Source organism: Pseudoalteromonas sp. T1lg122 (assembly GCF_002964825.1).
In the GTDB taxonomy this organism is placed as follows: Bacteria; Pseudomonadota; Gammaproteobacteria; order Enterobacterales; family Alteromonadaceae; genus Pseudoalteromonas; species Pseudoalteromonas gelatinilytica.
In genome coordinates, this window is sequence record NZ_PQCG01000010.1 from 12,087 (window position 1) to 27,842 (window position 15,756).

The window sequence follows — 15,756 nt, forward strand, 5'->3', positions numbered from 1 at the left end:
ATGAAGAAACTGCTTATTTCACCGTCAAAAATGGCGCTTGGCGAGCAAGAAAGTCAAATTTATCAAAACATCCTCAAGCAAGCCTCTGATATCAGCTTAAACCTAATGGCAGTTAAAGTAGAAAATCACCCTGAAGACTTTTTAGGTTGGTGCTATGAGCTATTAAGTGCAAGCCGCGATCGCATTAACTACGATCTGTTAGAAGATAAGCAATTACCGACACTTAAAAAACTTCATGACTTATTAATTTCTGCAATCAGCTTTTTGCAGCTAAAAACACTAAGGGTTGCGCCATGGCCTGTTATCGCAGGCTTCATCGAACAGCATAAAGAACTGATAGCGCTTGATGAGCAACTACGCTTGGCTAATTACCTTGCAGCAATTAAATCGCAATCACTCAAAGAAATGATCCCTGAAGACCGTTTAGCGTTTTCAGGTAAACACAGTGCTTCACTAGACCCAAGCAGCTATAACTTCGACGTTGAATGGTTTGCTTCTACCAAGAACGCAAAAGGTTTCCACCAAATGTTGAGTGATTTACCTGGCGCATTTGATGAAGCGCTTGCACACATTCCACTCGAGGGTGAAGTAACGCAAGAACATTATCAGCATTTTATGGTTGCTTACTTCATGGCATTTAATGGCAGCGATGAAAAACCAACGCTTGCTCCTGCTACTCGCTTACTTGCGATGCGCCGACCTGACGTGTTTACACCAATCGTAAATAGTAAGCTCGATGCTCTTTGTGCGGCATTAGGCATTACTAAGCTTAATAACCGCGATTTTGAGCGCTACTGGCAAGATGTTGTCGAAGCCATTCATAGTATGCCTTGGTTCAAAATGGCCAACGCAGCAAATGAGCTTGAACACTCTCTGGTTGAAATCAAAGCCCTATTACCGAGCTTCTTTTATTATGCAGATAAAAGTACCGCTGATAACTCAAACTATATTAAGTTGTTAAACAAACCTAAGAGTACCACGAGCTCAGCAGGTAAAAAGACCGTACGCCGTGGCAAAGAATCAGCTGAGATACTGGTAGACCGTGCACTAGCAAGCGATGATATCCCTGAACATATCAAAGCTAAGCGCGATTCAATCATCAGTGAAGTTGAAAAAGGCCGCAGCGTCGAAGAAACAATTAGTCTAATGCGTGCAATTTTCGGCTAAGTCACTCTCAAATAAGCAAAACCCGGTTGCTTCGCAATTGTGCAATCGGGTTATTTATTGCACCACACGTGTGCGCATGAATAATTCAAATAACCACCCCTTCCAAAATTAAACAAGCTTAAAAGTCTGTTTTTAAAGCGTTTAAGCATAAAATATCCCATACAAAATGAACTTGGCACAACCAGTGCAATATCGTATCCAGACAACACATAGAAAATGTCCTCAAATAATAACCAGACTGCAATCTGAAATGGGACAAAATCAACATAACAACAGGATACAGAAACATGCTAAAACTAAAAAAAACGGTCGCAGCAAGCGCCCTTGCGCTATTAACTTTGAGCTCAACATATAGCTATGCAGAAGTCACAGCAAACGCTGCGGCAACTTCAAACTACTTATGGCGTGGTCAAGAGCAAGGCGGTGGTGATGCTGCAATCCAGGGTGGTATCGACTACGCAAGTGAATCTGGCTTTTATGCAGGTACTTGGGTGTCGAATGCTAGCTGGGCTGACGACATGACTTACGAGCTAGACCTTTATGCTGGTTTTGGCGGTGAAATCAATGAAACCTTTAGCTACGATGTTGGCTACATTTATTATGCATACCCAGATGCAGCATCTTACACAGATGCAGACTTCTCAGAAATCTACGGTAGCATTAGCATGGGTAGCTTCACCTTTGGTGCAGCAATACTAGCAACATCAGCAGCAAGCGGTGACGGTACAGATTTTGGTGATTCACTTTATTTAAATGCTGACTACAGCTTCCCAGTTGGTAGTACCGGTGCAGAAATGGCCCTTCATTTAGGTCATTACTCAGGGGATTTCATTGGTGATGATGACATCATCGACTACGGCGTTTCAGTGTCGAAAGACGGCTTTACTTTCGGTCTTTCAGACAATGACATCGATGGTTCAGATGTAAAAGTGTACGTCGCTTACGCGGTTGACTTCACTTTATAAAGAATGTGTTACTTGCTGCAACACGAAGGGCCGTAAGGCCCTTTTCTCATTTTGGGCTGTACGTTAAGGCACACTATGACCAGTTGAGCCTTGCCAAATGCGATACCATTGTTCACGGTTCATTGTAAGCTGCTTAGCTTCAACCGCTGATTTAACACGCTCAATATTCCCCGTACCGAGTACCACAGACGGTGCACTTGGGTGCATTAACAGCCAAGCATAAACAACTTGATCAATGGCTGTCGCGCCAATTTCAGCACCAACCTGCTCTAGCACTGCACGTAAACGTACCGCTTTTTCATCATCACTTGAGAATATACGACCCCCAGCTAATGGTGACCAAAGCATAGGTTTGATATCGAGCAATTGGCATTGGTCTAAGCTGCCATCATCAAGCGCTTTCATTTCGTAAGGAGAAAACTCAATTTGATTGGTCACAAGCTCAAAGTCTAAACGCGACTGCAACAGGCTAAGTTGCGATGGCGTAAAATTAGATACACCAAAGTCAAGCACATCACCATTTGCTTTTAGGGTATTAAATGCTTGTGCCATTTCATCGGCGTTCATTAAGTAATCAGGGCGATGGATAAGTAATACATCTAAACGATCAGTGTTGAAGTTTTTAAGTGACTGCTGTGCTGAGGCAATTATATGCGCGGCACTTGAATCATAATGGTTTGCTTTGCCTTGCAATCCTAGGCTTGCAAACGCAGGCTTGATACCACACTTAGTGATTATTTTGATTTCATCACGAATACTTGGTTTTAGTTTAAGTGCTTTACCAAATTCGGCTTCACAACCGTATTCACCGTAGATGTCAGCATGATCGGTATGTGACACCCCCATCTCTATTGCATTTTCTAAAAAACTTAAGCATTGCTGTGGCGTTATCTGCCAATCTAACAAGCGCCAGAATCCTAATACCAACTCATCAATACAACGACCTTTGCTATTCACCATAACGACCTACTATTCCTAATAAATTCGACTCAAATTAATCCTTAAACCATATCACAGATTTACTAATCACAGCTGTTAACATACAGTTACAAAACAAATTGCTAATTTGTTACTAAACAGGATATTTTAGTACCTAAAAACAAATGTTATAAAACAAGGAATAAAAAATGAAATCATCAAATGTCATGACTGCTTTGGTTGATATTTTTATCAGCCCGAGCAAAGCTTTTAATGGCTTAAAAGAAGCAAAAGGTTGGTCTTTTGTTGCCTTTATCTTACTTGCCGGCATTCTCGCTGCCAGCATGTTTGCTTTTTACAATAAAGCTGACCCGCAATTTTTAATCGATCAACAAGTCGCTGTTGCCAGTGTAGATGCCACTATTGCAGAACAAAAAATGATTCGCCAAAGCATGGAGCAAACCATTGATTTGCAAGTTTGGTTTGCAATGTTTGGTGGCATTATTGGTCTAGCTGTTATCAATGCCCTGATGGCAGGCTATTACCTATTTGTATCGAAGCAAGACCCAGAAGCTAATTATGGTTATGGGGCTTGGTACGGCTTTGGTGTGTGGACTATGATGCCAATGATTATCTCAAGCCTTGGTTTACTCATCTTAGTATTAACTGCAAGTACTGACCAAATATCACAATCATTATTTAACTATGCTTCAATTAACCAACTTTTGATTGGCTTAGAAATTGGCCACCCATTTTACACCTTACTTGAAAGTCTCAATATCTTTTCTATTTGGGGCATTTTCATCGCAGCTATCGGTTTGAAGAGTTGGACTAATTTCACTTTCAATAAAGCGCTACTGTTTGCAGCCCTACCAAGTATTGTTATTTACGGTATTTGGACTGTAATCGCGCTCGTTTAATTCTGCTTTGAGCGGCAATATGCCGCTCTTAACATCAAGGAAGTAACATGAAAAAAGCCATTATAATTGGCCTCGCTGTTACAGCATTTGTCGCTTTACTAATCTCAAAACAAGTCACCGGCAATAAAGATGCACCAGAAATGCATATTGCAGAAGTTGAACAAGGCAATATTGCCGATTCAATTTTAGCCTCTGGTAACCTAGTCTTTAATACCCAAGTGCAACTGCGCTCAGAAGTGACAGGCCGTGTAGCTAAAGTGTTTGTCGAGGAAGGTGAAAGTGTCACTGAGGGCGATATTTTAATGCGCCTAGATACGACCGCGTTTGAATCTGAAGTTGCCCGCAACAAAGCCGTGCTTCGCGCGACCGAAATCGACATTAAGCATAGCGAAACCCGATTAAAAAATATCGAGCGTCAATTAAGCCGCCAAAAAGAGCTTTATGAAGTTGGCCTTGCTGGCCAAGAAGTGTATGAAAACCTACAAAATGCCCGCGATTTAGCAAAAATAGATATTGAAGCAAAACGTGAAGCTTACAACCAAGCCCAAGCATCATTATTGATTGCTGAAGACCGTTTAAATAAAAGCGTGTTTCGCGCTCCAATGAGTGGCCTACTTGCTTCGGTAAATATTAAAGAAGGTGAAACCGTTATTGCGGGAACAACCAACATTATTGGCTCAGACTTGATGCTAGTAGCCGATCCAAGCGCAATATTAGCCGAACTTCGAGTGGATGAAACCGATATCGCCGGTATCAAATTAGACCAACATGCAGATATCTATGCCGCCGCTTACCCAAATCAACCTTTTACTGGCAAAGTAATAAACATTGGCACATCAGCAAAAAATCAAGCCGGTTCACAAGGCTTATCATTTAAAGTCAAAGTACTACTTGATGCCACTGACCGCCAGCTATATGCCGGAATGAGTTGCCGCGCAGAAATCGCCACGAGCATTGCCGAAAATGGCTTAAAACTCCCCATCGAAGCCATTCAAAAAGAGGATGATAGCTACTTTGTCTGGAAGCTTAATACAGATAACACAGTAACTAAAACACCTGTTACGGTAGGTATTTCTTCAGATATCGAACAAGCGCTAACCAGTGGAGTTTCTCAGGGAGATCGTATTGTTATCGGCCCTGCTAGACCACTTAGTTCACTTAAAGAGGGTGATACGGTAGCCGTTAGAAACAGCCCTGAAAAAGGTGCTAAATAATGTCTGCGGTGATCAAGCTCAGCAATATCAATAAACAATACAAAATGGGCGAACAAGTTTTCAAAGCCCTTGATGATATTAATATTGAAATTGCTCAAAATGAGTATGTTGCCATTATTGGCCCTTCGGGTTCAGGTAAATCAACCCTGATGAACTTGCTTGGCTGTTTAGATACTCCCACCAGTGGTGACTACTATTTAAAAGATAAGTTAGTAAAGCGCATGACCGAAACGGAGCTTGCTCACCAACGTAATGAAAGTGTTGGCTTTATTTTTCAAAGTTTCAATTTATTACCACGAGCATCCGCTCTTGAAAATGTTATGCAGCCTTTGGTGTATCGATTTATCTCTGCCAAAGAGCGAAAACAACAAGCGCTCGAATCATTACAACGGGTCGGCCTTGGCGATAAGGTCAATCATCTTTCGAGCCAGCTTTCTGGTGGCCAACGTCAACGTGTCGCTATTGCTCGCGCTCTAGTTACTAAACCCCACATTCTACTTGGTGATGAGCCTACCGGTAACCTAGATAGTAAAACCACCACTGAGATCATGGCGCTGTTTGATGAGCTTCATAACGAAGGGCACACCATTATTTTGGTTACTCACGAACAAGATATTGCTGATCACTGCCAACGGGTTATTCGTTTGGTTGATGGCAAGGTTGTCAGTGATACCCGAAAAGGTGAAGGAGCAAGGCAACATGTTTAAATCTGCTATCGCTGTAATGGAAGGAACAAAAGCCGCATTGATGGCAATAAAAGCCAATGCAATGCGCAGTGCCCTTACCTGCTTGGGCATTATTATTGGAGTTGCTGCGGTTGTGACCGTGGTGGCAGTAATGCAAGGGTTTACCAAACAAATTAATGATCAGCTTGCTGATATGTCTCCCGATGTCACCAATATCAAACCTTACACAAGTATGGAAAAAGAAATGGTGGGGCAACAAGCAAAGCTGACTTACAACGACTTTTTAACTCTAAAAGCACGCGTTAAAGAAGCCGAAACTTTTACTGCACTGATGTTTACTTGGCGCTTTTCTGGCGCAGCTGAGTATGGCAATAAAAGCCATGCTTCTCGGGTAATGGGCACCGAGCAAGACTACCAAAAAGCTTACCGCACCTACCCAGAACTCGGCCGATTTATTCGCGCAGAAGATGATGAAAAACGGCGTCGAGTGGCATTTATCGGCCCTTCAATTATCGAAAAGCTTAACCTACCTGAAAACCCTGTAGGTGAATATATCAAACTCGGTGGTGAGTGGTTTCGCATTATTGGTGTTGCTGAAAAACAAGGTAGTTTATTAGGTTTTGACCAAGACGATTACATCAATATTCCGATAAGTACCATGAGTGCATTAGAAGGCGGCAGTGTTGATACCAATGTACAAATGATGTTTCGGTTGAAAGACGATGCTAACGAAGCGCAAGTACTGGGTAAAATTCGCCGCATCTTACGTCAATTACATAAACTGAAAGACGGTGAAGATGACGACTTTGAATTTGAAACAGCTGAAAAAGCCCGTGCTAATATCGATAAATTTACCGGAAGTGCTACCGCAATTACCGCGGGGATAGTGGGTATTAGCCTGGTAGTTGGTGGTATTGGTGTGATGAATATCATGCTGGTCTCGGTAACAGAGCGTACACGTGTGATTGGTACTTTAAAAGCATTAGGGGCAACACCAGGCTTTATAATGCTGCAATTTTTAGTTGAAGCGGTGGTGCTATCACTGTTTGGTGGTTTAATTGGTTTAGCGATAGGGTATGGTGCCGCGGCACTGATTTCGTTATCAGTGCCGAGCATGCCAGATGCCTACATACCGGGTTGGGCGATTATGCTGTCATTTGGCTTTACTTCATTGATTGGTATTGTATTTGGCTTAGCGCCCGCTATTAAAGCGGCACGCTTAAACCCAATTGATGCACTGCGTTATGAGTAACTAGTCTGGCTTGTAAGGTACTTGGGCACAGCTTATTTCAACTGTTTTTGGGTACCAAATAGGCCCAACTTGGTTTACTGCAACTTCAGCTAGACCATTTGTGAACGACTTATAAGTGTGAATGGTTTGCCACTCTGAATTTGGGCACTCCTCAGATAAGTCGACTGGCTTTGAACCTTCGTAAAGCGCCGCGGCAAAGTTATGATGCCATTGCTCTGTTGCAGGTGCTTTATTAGCTTGAACGGCACTACCGTTATCAAAATAGATATTTGTGCAACCACTTAAGGTTGCCATTAACACAGTTGTTACTAGTAGGTTTTTCATAGTTGTTGCTCCTGTGCTTGTTGCTCACACCATACTTTTACTGTGTGAGGAGCATAAATTCCGAGTGTAACGAGTCCTAATGCGCCATCAGCGAATGTTTGTTGCGATTGCATTTGGGCAACTTTTTTATCTTGGCAAATAGCCTTTACATCAACGCGCTCTTCACCAACGAGGCCCCACAAAAAGAATGGGCGGCTATCTTGGTAATCAGCTTTAGTGGCTAATTTATTGGTTGTTTTTTCTGGCACTATGGTGACTGATGAACACGCTGTCACCGATAAGGCAAGCAGCATACAGGCCATTTGTTTCATGAGTAGTTCCTTTGTCTGAGTTGTTAAGCTCAGTAAGTATAAGAATATGAGTACTCATTTTGGGTAAGAAAGCGTATAGAAATTGTAGAAAATACTACAGTTTCTAACATTTAGCCTTTGAACTAAACTGAGGCTTACAACGACTAACTCTCAAGGAAAGTAACTAAAGGTTATTATGACGGCATATCTGCGTATATTTTTATTACTTGTGTGTTTTAGTGTGCTGTCTTGGTATAGCTTTTCAAGCGATCCTAGCTCTGATGAGCAACAAGGTATCACCAAAACCGCTGAGAACCTTGCTAATTGCCAACAGCAGTTAGCACAAAGTCGCATGCAAACTTACGCAGAACATTATATTTTGCCCTATCAGTTTAAGTTATTGAGTTGGAATATTTACAAGGCACAAATAGATGGCTTACTCACCGATTTGCAAAACCTAAATGCCGATGCTGATATTGTGTTACTGCAAGAAGCTATCGAAGAACCTGCACTTACAAAGCTCAAACCCTATTGGCGCTTTGCTAAAGGCTATAAGAGCGGCGGCGTGCAATCTGGGGTTATGACACTCAGCCGCTGGCCCGCCGCAGTACATTGTACACTCACCCATAAAGAGCCTTGGCTACGTAGTCCAAAAGCGACCAATATTGTGGAGTATGCGCTGCCAAATCAACAGTTATTACTGAGTATAAACCTGCATGCCATTAACTTTACGATGGGTGTTAGTGACTTTAAACAACAGCTCGACGATGCCGCCGCTATTATGCGAATGCATAAAGGCCCTATCGTATTTGCTGGTGATCTCAATACCTGGAGTGATGAGCGCCAAGCCTTATTACAGCAAACATTAACCCAGCTAGGTTTACACGAAGCTATTTATTTAAATGATAAACGCACCAAAGCATTTGGATTAGCACTTGACCAAGTATGGGTGCGCGGTGTCAAAATAGAGACAACTATAGTGCCTGAGCTTGTAAGCTCAGATCATAATCCAATAATTGCAACCCTAACCATAGAGCAAAAAGTACAGTGAAAGTAACAATGAAAGGATATTGGTTAATCGCATTAATGTTATTGAGCATTAGCCAATTCAGTGATGCAGCAACCCCAGAACAAGAGATAAATCACCTCATTGATTTTGTCGCTAAAAGCGATGCCGTATTTATTCGCAACGGCACCGAGCACTCAAGCCAAGATGCTGCCGAACACCTTGCTATGAAGTATCGAAAAGCGACCCGCTATGCAAAAACGGCCGAAAAATTTATCGAAAATTTGGCGAGTAAAAGCTCATGGAGCGGTAAGCCCTATAAAGTAAGACTCAGCAATGGGTCGTTACTCAATGCAAAAGATTGGTTGAGCAATGAATTAAAAGAGTACCGCCGAAACCAACATATTCATAATTAAAATCATCAACACACAAGAAGCGAAAAGCCATGCAAGAACACAAAAATCAGCCTCTCAATGACTTTATTGAGTACCCTCATGACGAGATGCTAAAACGCGCCGAAGAGTTTTTAGCCGTGAGTCAGCGTCGCCACAGTATTCGCAGCTTTAGCGATCGCCCAGTGCCAAAAGAAATTATCGAAACCTGTATTAAAGCGGCAGGCACTGCACCGAGTGGTGCCAATCATCAACCTTGGCACTTTGTAGCAATACACAGCAGCGATGTGAAAAAACAAATTCGTGAAGCCGCTGAAAAACTAGAGCGCTCATTTTATGAAGGTCGCGCAGGTGAAGAATGGTTAGATGCCTTAAAACCACTTGGCACCGATGCCAGTAAGCCCTACCTTGAGCATGCACCTTGGCTAATTGCCGTGTTTAGTCAAAAGAAAGGCGGTATTTCTGCCGATGACAAAAATACCAATTACTATGTTCATGAATCTGTTGGCCTAGCAACCGGCTTTTTAATTCAAGCACTACACAGAGCTGGCCTTGCTACCCTTACGCATACACCAAAACCAATGAGCTTTTTAACCGAAATTTGTGGTCGTGATAAAGATAATGAGCGCCCTTACATGCTGCTAATTGCAGGCTACCCAGGCACAGATGCAACCATCCCTGAGCATGCCTTAGTGAAAAAGTCGCTGGACGAAATAGCGACCTTTATTTAGCTTTAAAATCAACAGCCAGCACATCACCCGGGTTTAAACCTGAAACGATGTGCTGCTTACCATCGAGCATTTCGCCAAGGCGCACATAGCGACGCACTATCTGATTATTTTCAAGTAAATAGACCATACTCAATTGGCCATATTGCTGCACCCAGCTTGACTCAATCAACACCCCTTTTTCAGTGGCGAGTGGTAATTGTAATTGCGCATAAAGACCAGGCATTAACCCAGTTTGGGCATCTGTTTCTAAACGAATTTCCATACTACGCGCAGCACTATCAGCAACGGGCACAATTTCTGTCACTGTGGCAGGCATTGACGTAGATAAAGCAGGTAATTTGACCGTTAGAGTTTGCCCAACATTCAACTTAATTGCTTGTTGTTCTCTGACATTAAATGCTAATTGCAATTGTTGTGGGTTATACAGCGCGAGTAATGGCGTGCCAGGAGTTGCGGTATCGCCAGGCTCTGCAAAACGCTCAACCACAACACCTGAAATCGGCGCTTTAATTTGCGTAAAACTCAGTGCAACTTGCGCTTGTGTTTGCTGCTGTTTAGCAATCGCTAGGTTCGCAGTTAAATTATCGAACCTTGCTTTTGCATCGTCGTATTCGCTAACAGATACCAAACCTTGCTTGTATAAATCGTTAATACGCTTAAGTTGTTTCTCTGCTTGAGTCAGCGACGCATTAATTGCATTTATTTGTGCTTCGCTTTGAGCAAGCCCAGCTTTAAAGTCATCTTGCTGCAAGGTAATTAACACATCACCCTGTTTTACAGTATCGCCAGCGCGTACATTTAAACGCTCAACTTGTGCCATAACCCGTGATGAAATTTGCGTATTTTGTTTTGCAATCACGGTGCCCGGTACAACTTCATCACGCGCAATATCTGCCAGTGTCACTGTCACTAACTGACCAGTGTAATCATTTGCTGATGGGTTTTTCATGCCTGCAGCTTGCTTATCAGAGAAACTGCCCGCCATGTAAAGTACCGCCACAATGATCACAGATAACGCGATGATTGAACCAATAAGTTTCGATTTACCCTGCATGAGCTTGTTCCTCTTTGGCTGCATCCTTTGCAAACACTAAATAATAAACCAATGGCACAACAAATAATGAGAACAATGTTGATGCCACAATACCAAAAATAATTGCGATCGCTAGACCGCTAAATACCGGGTCTAGGGTGATCACCAAGTTACCTAATAAGGTGGTTCCCGCAGTCAGTAACACAGGGCGCATACGCACCGTACCTGCGGCAATCAAAGCCTGTTTAATTGCCATACCTTGGCCGCGAGCTTGATTAATAAACTCAACTAAAATAAGTGAGTTACGAACCACAATACCAGCAAGTGCAATCATGCCAATCATGGCTGTTGCAGTGAATAACACCGGCTCAGGAGCACCAGCAATGCTGCGCTCTCCAAATTGATTTAATAGCCAAAAGCCCGGCATGATCCCTATTACGGTTAATGGAATAGCCGACATGATAATCAGTGACAAACTCGCAGAGTTTGTTTGAATGCGTAAGATGATGAAAATGGCTGTTAGCGCAAATGCAAAGGCAATACCCATGTCTCTGAATACATCAATGGTAATTCGCCATTCGCCTTCACCACTAAAGGTCACGTCAGTGCCAACAGGTAATTGCCAAGCTTGGCTACCGCCATTATTGAAAAAGTGCCTACTTTGCCAATCAGTTTGGTTAAATTCGTCAGCGCTAATACCTAAGTCGGCATTGACGTCAGCAATAATTTCAGCGGGTGTACGGCCATTTAGCTCAGCCATTACATACACAACATTACGCTGATCTTTACGCATAATTGGCTTGGCAACATCTTGATGCTGAAATTCACCTAACTCAGATAGCGCCACCAGCGGACGTGGTGCACTTTGTAGCCCAAATTCATCACTGGTTTTTGCAAGTTCCCTATCACCACGAACTTGTAATGCCAGCAATTGAGCAAATTGGTTACGATCTTGATAAGGCAGTTGTAACTTTATATCGACAGGGTCTGTTTCGCCGCTAACATATAACACCCCAACATTTTGTCCATGTGAGGCAATGGCTAAGGTCTGGGCAATATCTTGCGTAGACACCGCCGACAATGACGCTTTACTTTTATCGGTAACAAAACGCTGTAAGGGCGCATTGGCAGCAATACTGGTATCAACTTCAACCACATGCGGCTCTTGTTTTAACCTTGCAGCAACAGCAAGGGCTGCTTGATAGTGCGTGTCTGTATCAACAAATGGCTCACTGTAAACTTCAGCCACTAAGGTACTTAAAACCGGCGGACCCGGTGGCACTTCAACCACTTTAATTACAATGCCATCGGTTGCCAGTGGCGCTAATGCGGCACGCAAGCGCATGACCACGCCATGAGATTGATGATCACGCTCAGTTTTATCGAGCAGTAATACTCTGAGCTCAGCTAAATTAGCAGCTTCACGTCGATAATAACCACGCACCATACCATTAAAGTCCATGCTTGATGGCTGACCAACGTAGGCTGCCGCCTCACTTACTTCATTTAATTGCCAAGTGATGGTTTGTACTTGTCGAGTGAAAGCGGCGGTTTGCTCAAGGCTTGTACCTTCTGGCATATCGATTAAAACTTGCAACTCGTTTTTATTATCAAACGGTAATAGCTTTAAAGGCACTGCACGCATTACGGGTAACATGGCACTGGCGACAAACAAGGCTAATGTAGTCCATAAAACGAGTTTGGCGCGGCCTTTAGACTCAAGTAATGGTGATAATATGCGCTCATATAAGCCATGCTGATTGGCATCAAGTTGTACGCTGTCATCGACTGGCGCTTTAAGTAGTTTCATTGCCAACCAAGGCGTAACAAAAAATGCCACTATGGTCGAAACCATTACACTAATTGGCACATTAAATGCCATTGGTGCCATGTACGGCCCCATCATGCCAGTGATAAACGCAAGTGGGATGAACGCCACCATAATGGTTAATGTAGACATAAACAGCGCCACACGAATTTCGCTCATGGCATCAACTATGCGTTGTTTTTTATCGCCTTTGTGGGTTAAAAAACGACTTATGTTGTCTATCCCAGTAATTGGATCATCAACTAATAACCCCAAAGAAAGTATTAGTGCAAATAGTGTGACTCGGTTAATTGTATAACCAAAGGCAAAATCAAGTGTCAGGGTGATGCCGTAGCAAATAGGCACCGCTAAACCAACCACAATTGCTGGTCGCCAACCTAAAAATACGCCAACAAAAATAACCACGGTAAATACCGCAAACACTAAGCTTGAGGTAAGGTTATTTACTTTCTCGTTCGCGGTTTGACCATAGTCACGCAGTACGGTGTAGCCCACTTCATCTGGCAATAGATTAGCCGATAAAGTGTCCATCATGCTGTGCACTTCGTTGGCCACAGCGACCGCATTGGTGCCAGCTTGCTTAGCGACACTAATAGTCACTAAAGGAAGTTGTTGCTGGTTATCTGATTGAGCCAGCCATTGATAGCTTTGTGCTTCGCTTGGACCATCACTCACTTCGGCGACATCACTTAGGTAAACACTCTTACCGTTTACCACGTTGACAACAAGCCGTTCTATCGCAGATTGAGAGCGTAAAACATCCCCCACTTGTAAAGCAATTTGCTGCTTACCTTCAACAACACTGCCCACGTTCACCAATTGATTAGATGCGCTAAGCGCATAATACACATCGGTTAGGGTTGTTTGGTGTGCAGCAAGAGCACTTGCATCAAGGTTAATCGTTAATTGACGAGTTCGACCAGCAATCACTTTCACTTCGCTGGTGTTTTCGATGCGCTGTAAACTGTTAGCGATTTCGTTGGCAAAACGAGTTAGTTGATAGTCATCGTAAAGTTTTGGATCTTTACTAAATAAGCCCAGCATCACAATGGGCACATCGTTCACTTCAACCGGACGTATTTGCCATGAGCTGATCACTGACGCCATCGTGTGTTGATAGCTATAGAGTTTAGCGTAAGTGTCGAGAATGGCTTGCTCACGATCGTGACCGACTTCAAAGCGAAGAGTAACGACAGCAGCATTACTTTGTGTGGTCGAGTAAATATGCTCAACGCCCGTTAACTGCGCCAATAACTTCTCCAATGGTTCAGTTACCAGCCTAGCTACTTCTGGCGCTTCAACGTTTGGTGCTGCCACATATATATCAAGCATCGGAACCACAATTTGCGGTTCCTCTTCACGCGGGGTTTGCTTTAATGCCATTAAGCCAAGCAGCACCGACATAATAAAAATAATAACGGGAAGGCGGCCGCTCAAGCTGTTTTTTACTGCATTATCGATAGCATTCATTGCTTAACTACCTTTTGCAAAATAAACCATGAAGGGTTTCAAGGATTGCCATAACACTTTTATCGACCACGCGATAATAGATAGTTTGGCTTTCACGTCGAGTCGCGACGATCTGAGCTTTTCTCAGCGCCGCTAAGTGTTGCGATAATGCTGACTGCGCCAACGGCACAGCTTCGTTTAATTCGCTCACGCTCATTTCACCATCTTGCAGCGAACATAAGATCATCAAGCGATTTTTATTCGCCAATATCTTTAGCATTTGCTCTGCTTGCTCCACATTGTCGGCCATAGCCGCAAAATCGATGTTCATAATCACACTACTCTATATTCTTAAAATACCGCTAAAGTATAGAATGATATATTAGAAAAGTCTAATATTAGAATTTACTAATGTAGCATTATCTAATATATTAAATACATCACTCTGTTATCGAGGTCTTATTATGAAACTAAATGACGCGCTTCGCCTAATTGCTGGTGTAATGATCTGTATTTCATTGTTGCTACAACAGTTTCACAGTCCGCTGTGGATTTGGTTTACGGTATTTATTGCTCTAAACTTAATTCAATCGGCATTCACTAAGTGGTGCCCAATGATCACTATTTTACGCAAACTTGGCATGGAGGATTAGTATGCTGACACCAATTCCTGACTTAATGAAAATTGTTGCCCCAAACCAGCGCCGTATTAGCGCTGACCAAGCAAAACAAGAATTAAGCGAAAACCATGGTTTATTAATAGACGTACGTGAGCCTGCTGAACACGCAACTAAAGCAGCAACAGGTGCCATTAATATCCCACGCGGTGTACTTGAAATGAAATTAATGGAAATTGAAAAAGATCCTGCAAGACCCATTTACTTACACTGTGCAAGTAGTGCCCGCGCCACACTAAGTGCCGAAGCACTGACTCGTGTTGGCTACGAAAATGTCACAGTAATCACCTGTAATGCAGAACAAATCTGTCAGGTTTTCTAACGCTTTTCATCTAATAGCGTAACTAACATTTGCTCAATGTTTTTTACGCTATACGTAAGTGAACGCAGCAATTCTAACTGACTATCTTCAGCTTGATGCTCAGGTTTTGCACTGCTGCTTTGAGTCATCTCATCTTTTTGCTTCAAGATTGCTTCGCGAAACGCCTCTGCATCAACCACTCCGAGCAATGATACCAATGCCCCTTGCCCTGATTGACCCGCCGTTTCAAAGCTCAGTCGATAAAGGCCAAATTGACGCATTAATGGGCCTTGGCTAAGTGCCACATCGGTTATTTTTTCAAGTGGGATCGATTTCTCTTCTTTAAAGAAGACACCACGTTTTACCACTAACTTACGCGTTAACAACGTGGCTGACATCGCCGCTAAAATACGCCCTGCCACCAGCCAGATTATTAACGCAACAATGGGAATGAAAGGGATACCTACCATACTAATCACACAGGTAAAAATACCCAGTAATAACCAATACTGTTTTACTTTTGGATCAAAGCTGGCACTCAATAAACTGGTTTCTGTCATCATAGGCTCCTTGATAGAGAGTTATGACAATATACAAACTTTT

At 42.9% G+C, this 15,756-nt stretch carries 18 protein-coding genes; 11 read left to right on the top strand and 7 right to left on the bottom strand.

Annotation, left to right across the window (positions count from 1 at the left end; genetic code table 11):
• Together C2M33_RS09505 and C2M33_RS09510 are read left to right on the top strand one after the other, a co-directional pair.
• On the top strand, window positions 1-1,167 hold the full coding sequence (locus C2M33_RS09505; protein ID WP_063702344.1) for a hypothetical protein: 1,167 nt from the start codon (window positions 1-3) through the stop codon (window positions 1,165-1,167).
• Between the two features lie 287 nt (window positions 1,168-1,454).
• Window positions 1,455-2,132 carry a TorF family putative porin gene (locus C2M33_RS09510; protein WP_063702346.1) on the top strand — a complete coding sequence of 226 codons (678 nt, stop codon included), beginning with the start codon at window positions 1,455-1,457 and terminating at the stop codon, window positions 2,130-2,132.
• A 63-nt stretch (window positions 2,133-2,195) separates the two neighbouring features.
• On the opposite strand, the gene C2M33_RS09515 is transcribed toward C2M33_RS09510, so the two are convergent.
• On the bottom strand, window positions 2,196-3,092 hold the full coding sequence (locus C2M33_RS09515; protein ID WP_199775199.1) for an aldo/keto reductase: 897 nt from the start codon (window positions 3,090-3,092) through the stop codon (window positions 2,196-2,198).
• Between the two features lie 167 nt (window positions 3,093-3,259).
• Between C2M33_RS09515 and C2M33_RS09520 the strand changes: the two genes are divergently transcribed.
• Genes C2M33_RS09520 through C2M33_RS09535 form a run of 4 tightly spaced genes read left to right on the top strand, consistent with a single transcriptional unit; the run spans window position 3,260 to window position 7,122 of the window.
• Window positions 3,260-3,970 (top strand): YIP1 family protein, encoded by a 711-nt coding sequence (locus C2M33_RS09520; RefSeq protein WP_105174358.1) that lies wholly within the window; start codon window positions 3,260-3,262, stop codon window positions 3,968-3,970.
• Between the two features lie 47 nt (window positions 3,971-4,017).
• Entirely contained in the window at window positions 4,018-5,184 is a 1,167-nt protein-coding gene (locus tag C2M33_RS09525; RefSeq protein ID WP_105174359.1) for an efflux RND transporter periplasmic adaptor subunit, read from the top strand.
• A complete protein-coding gene (locus C2M33_RS09530) occupies window positions 5,184-5,891 on the top strand; it encodes an ABC transporter ATP-binding protein (protein WP_063702351.1) in 708 nt (235 codons plus the stop codon). The genes C2M33_RS09525 and C2M33_RS09530 overlap by 1 nt, the downstream gene beginning before the upstream one ends.
• Window positions 5,884-7,122 (top strand): ABC transporter permease, encoded by a 1,239-nt coding sequence (locus C2M33_RS09535; protein WP_063702354.1) that lies wholly within the window; start codon window positions 5,884-5,886, stop codon window positions 7,120-7,122. The genes C2M33_RS09530 and C2M33_RS09535 overlap by 8 nt, the downstream gene beginning before the upstream one ends.
• Here C2M33_RS09535 and C2M33_RS09540 read toward each other — a convergent pair whose 3' ends face one another.
• The gene (locus C2M33_RS09540; protein ID WP_105174360.1) at window positions 7,123-7,446 is read right to left on the bottom strand and encodes a Bor/Iss family lipoprotein; all 324 of its coding nucleotides are present in this window, start codon (window positions 7,444-7,446) and stop codon (window positions 7,123-7,125) included.
• A complete protein-coding gene (locus C2M33_RS09545; protein WP_054554401.1) occupies window positions 7,443-7,757 on the bottom strand; it encodes a Bor family protein in 315 nt (104 codons plus the stop codon). Before C2M33_RS09545 ends, C2M33_RS09540 begins: the two co-directional genes overlap by 4 nt.
• A 175-nt stretch (window positions 7,758-7,932) precedes the next feature.
• Between C2M33_RS09545 and C2M33_RS09550 the strand changes: the two genes are divergently transcribed.
• The 3 genes from C2M33_RS09550 to C2M33_RS09560 are packed head-to-tail and all read left to right on the top strand — an operon-like array spanning window position 7,933 to window position 9,865.
• Window positions 7,933-8,787, top strand: a complete 855-nt coding sequence (locus C2M33_RS09550; protein ID WP_105174361.1) for an endonuclease/exonuclease/phosphatase family protein — start codon at window positions 7,933-7,935, stop codon at window positions 8,785-8,787.
• A gap of 8 nt (window positions 8,788-8,795) precedes the next feature.
• On the top strand, window positions 8,796-9,158 hold the full coding sequence (locus tag C2M33_RS09555) for a DUF5329 domain-containing protein (RefSeq protein ID WP_063702541.1): 363 nt from the start codon (window positions 8,796-8,798) through the stop codon (window positions 9,156-9,158).
• A gap of 29 nt (window positions 9,159-9,187) precedes the next feature.
• Window positions 9,188-9,865, top strand: a complete 678-nt coding sequence (locus C2M33_RS09560; protein WP_054554404.1) for a nitroreductase family protein — start codon at window positions 9,188-9,190, stop codon at window positions 9,863-9,865.
• On the opposite strand, the gene C2M33_RS09565 is transcribed toward C2M33_RS09560, so the two are convergent.
• Genes C2M33_RS09565 through C2M33_RS09575 form a run of 3 tightly spaced genes read right to left on the bottom strand, consistent with a single transcriptional unit; the run spans window position 9,858 to window position 14,506 of the window.
• Window positions 9,858-10,919: an efflux RND transporter periplasmic adaptor subunit gene (locus C2M33_RS09565; protein ID WP_063702361.1), complete on the bottom strand. Its 1,062-nt coding sequence runs from the start codon at window positions 10,917-10,919 to the stop codon at window positions 9,858-9,860. The genes C2M33_RS09560 and C2M33_RS09565 overlap by 8 nt on opposite strands.
• Entirely contained in the window at window positions 10,909-14,196 is a 3,288-nt protein-coding gene (locus C2M33_RS09570; protein WP_105174362.1) for an efflux RND transporter permease subunit, read from the bottom strand. The genes C2M33_RS09565 and C2M33_RS09570 overlap by 11 nt, the downstream gene beginning before the upstream one ends.
• 7 nt (window positions 14,197-14,203) lie before the next feature.
• Complete coding sequence (locus C2M33_RS09575) at window positions 14,204-14,506, bottom strand: ArsR/SmtB family transcription factor (protein ID WP_063702365.1); 303 nt, start codon at window positions 14,504-14,506, stop codon at window positions 14,204-14,206.
• 133 nt (window positions 14,507-14,639) lie between these two features.
• Here C2M33_RS09575 and C2M33_RS09580 point away from each other — a divergent pair, with 133 nt between their 5' ends.
• On the top strand, window positions 14,640-14,828 hold the full coding sequence (locus tag C2M33_RS09580; RefSeq protein ID WP_054562832.1) for a YgaP family membrane protein: 189 nt from the start codon (window positions 14,640-14,642) through the stop codon (window positions 14,826-14,828).
• Window position 14,829: 1 nt separating this feature from the next.
• Window positions 14,830-15,174 carry a rhodanese-like domain-containing protein gene (locus C2M33_RS09585; RefSeq protein WP_063702368.1) on the top strand — a complete coding sequence of 115 codons (345 nt, stop codon included), beginning with the start codon at window positions 14,830-14,832 and terminating at the stop codon, window positions 15,172-15,174.
• Here C2M33_RS09585 and C2M33_RS09590 read toward each other — a convergent pair.
• Window positions 15,171-15,713: a PH domain-containing protein gene (locus C2M33_RS09590; protein ID WP_105174363.1), complete on the bottom strand. Its 543-nt coding sequence runs from the start codon at window positions 15,711-15,713 to the stop codon at window positions 15,171-15,173. The genes C2M33_RS09585 and C2M33_RS09590 overlap by 4 nt on opposite strands.
• Between the last annotated feature and the right edge of the window lie 43 nt (window positions 15,714-15,756).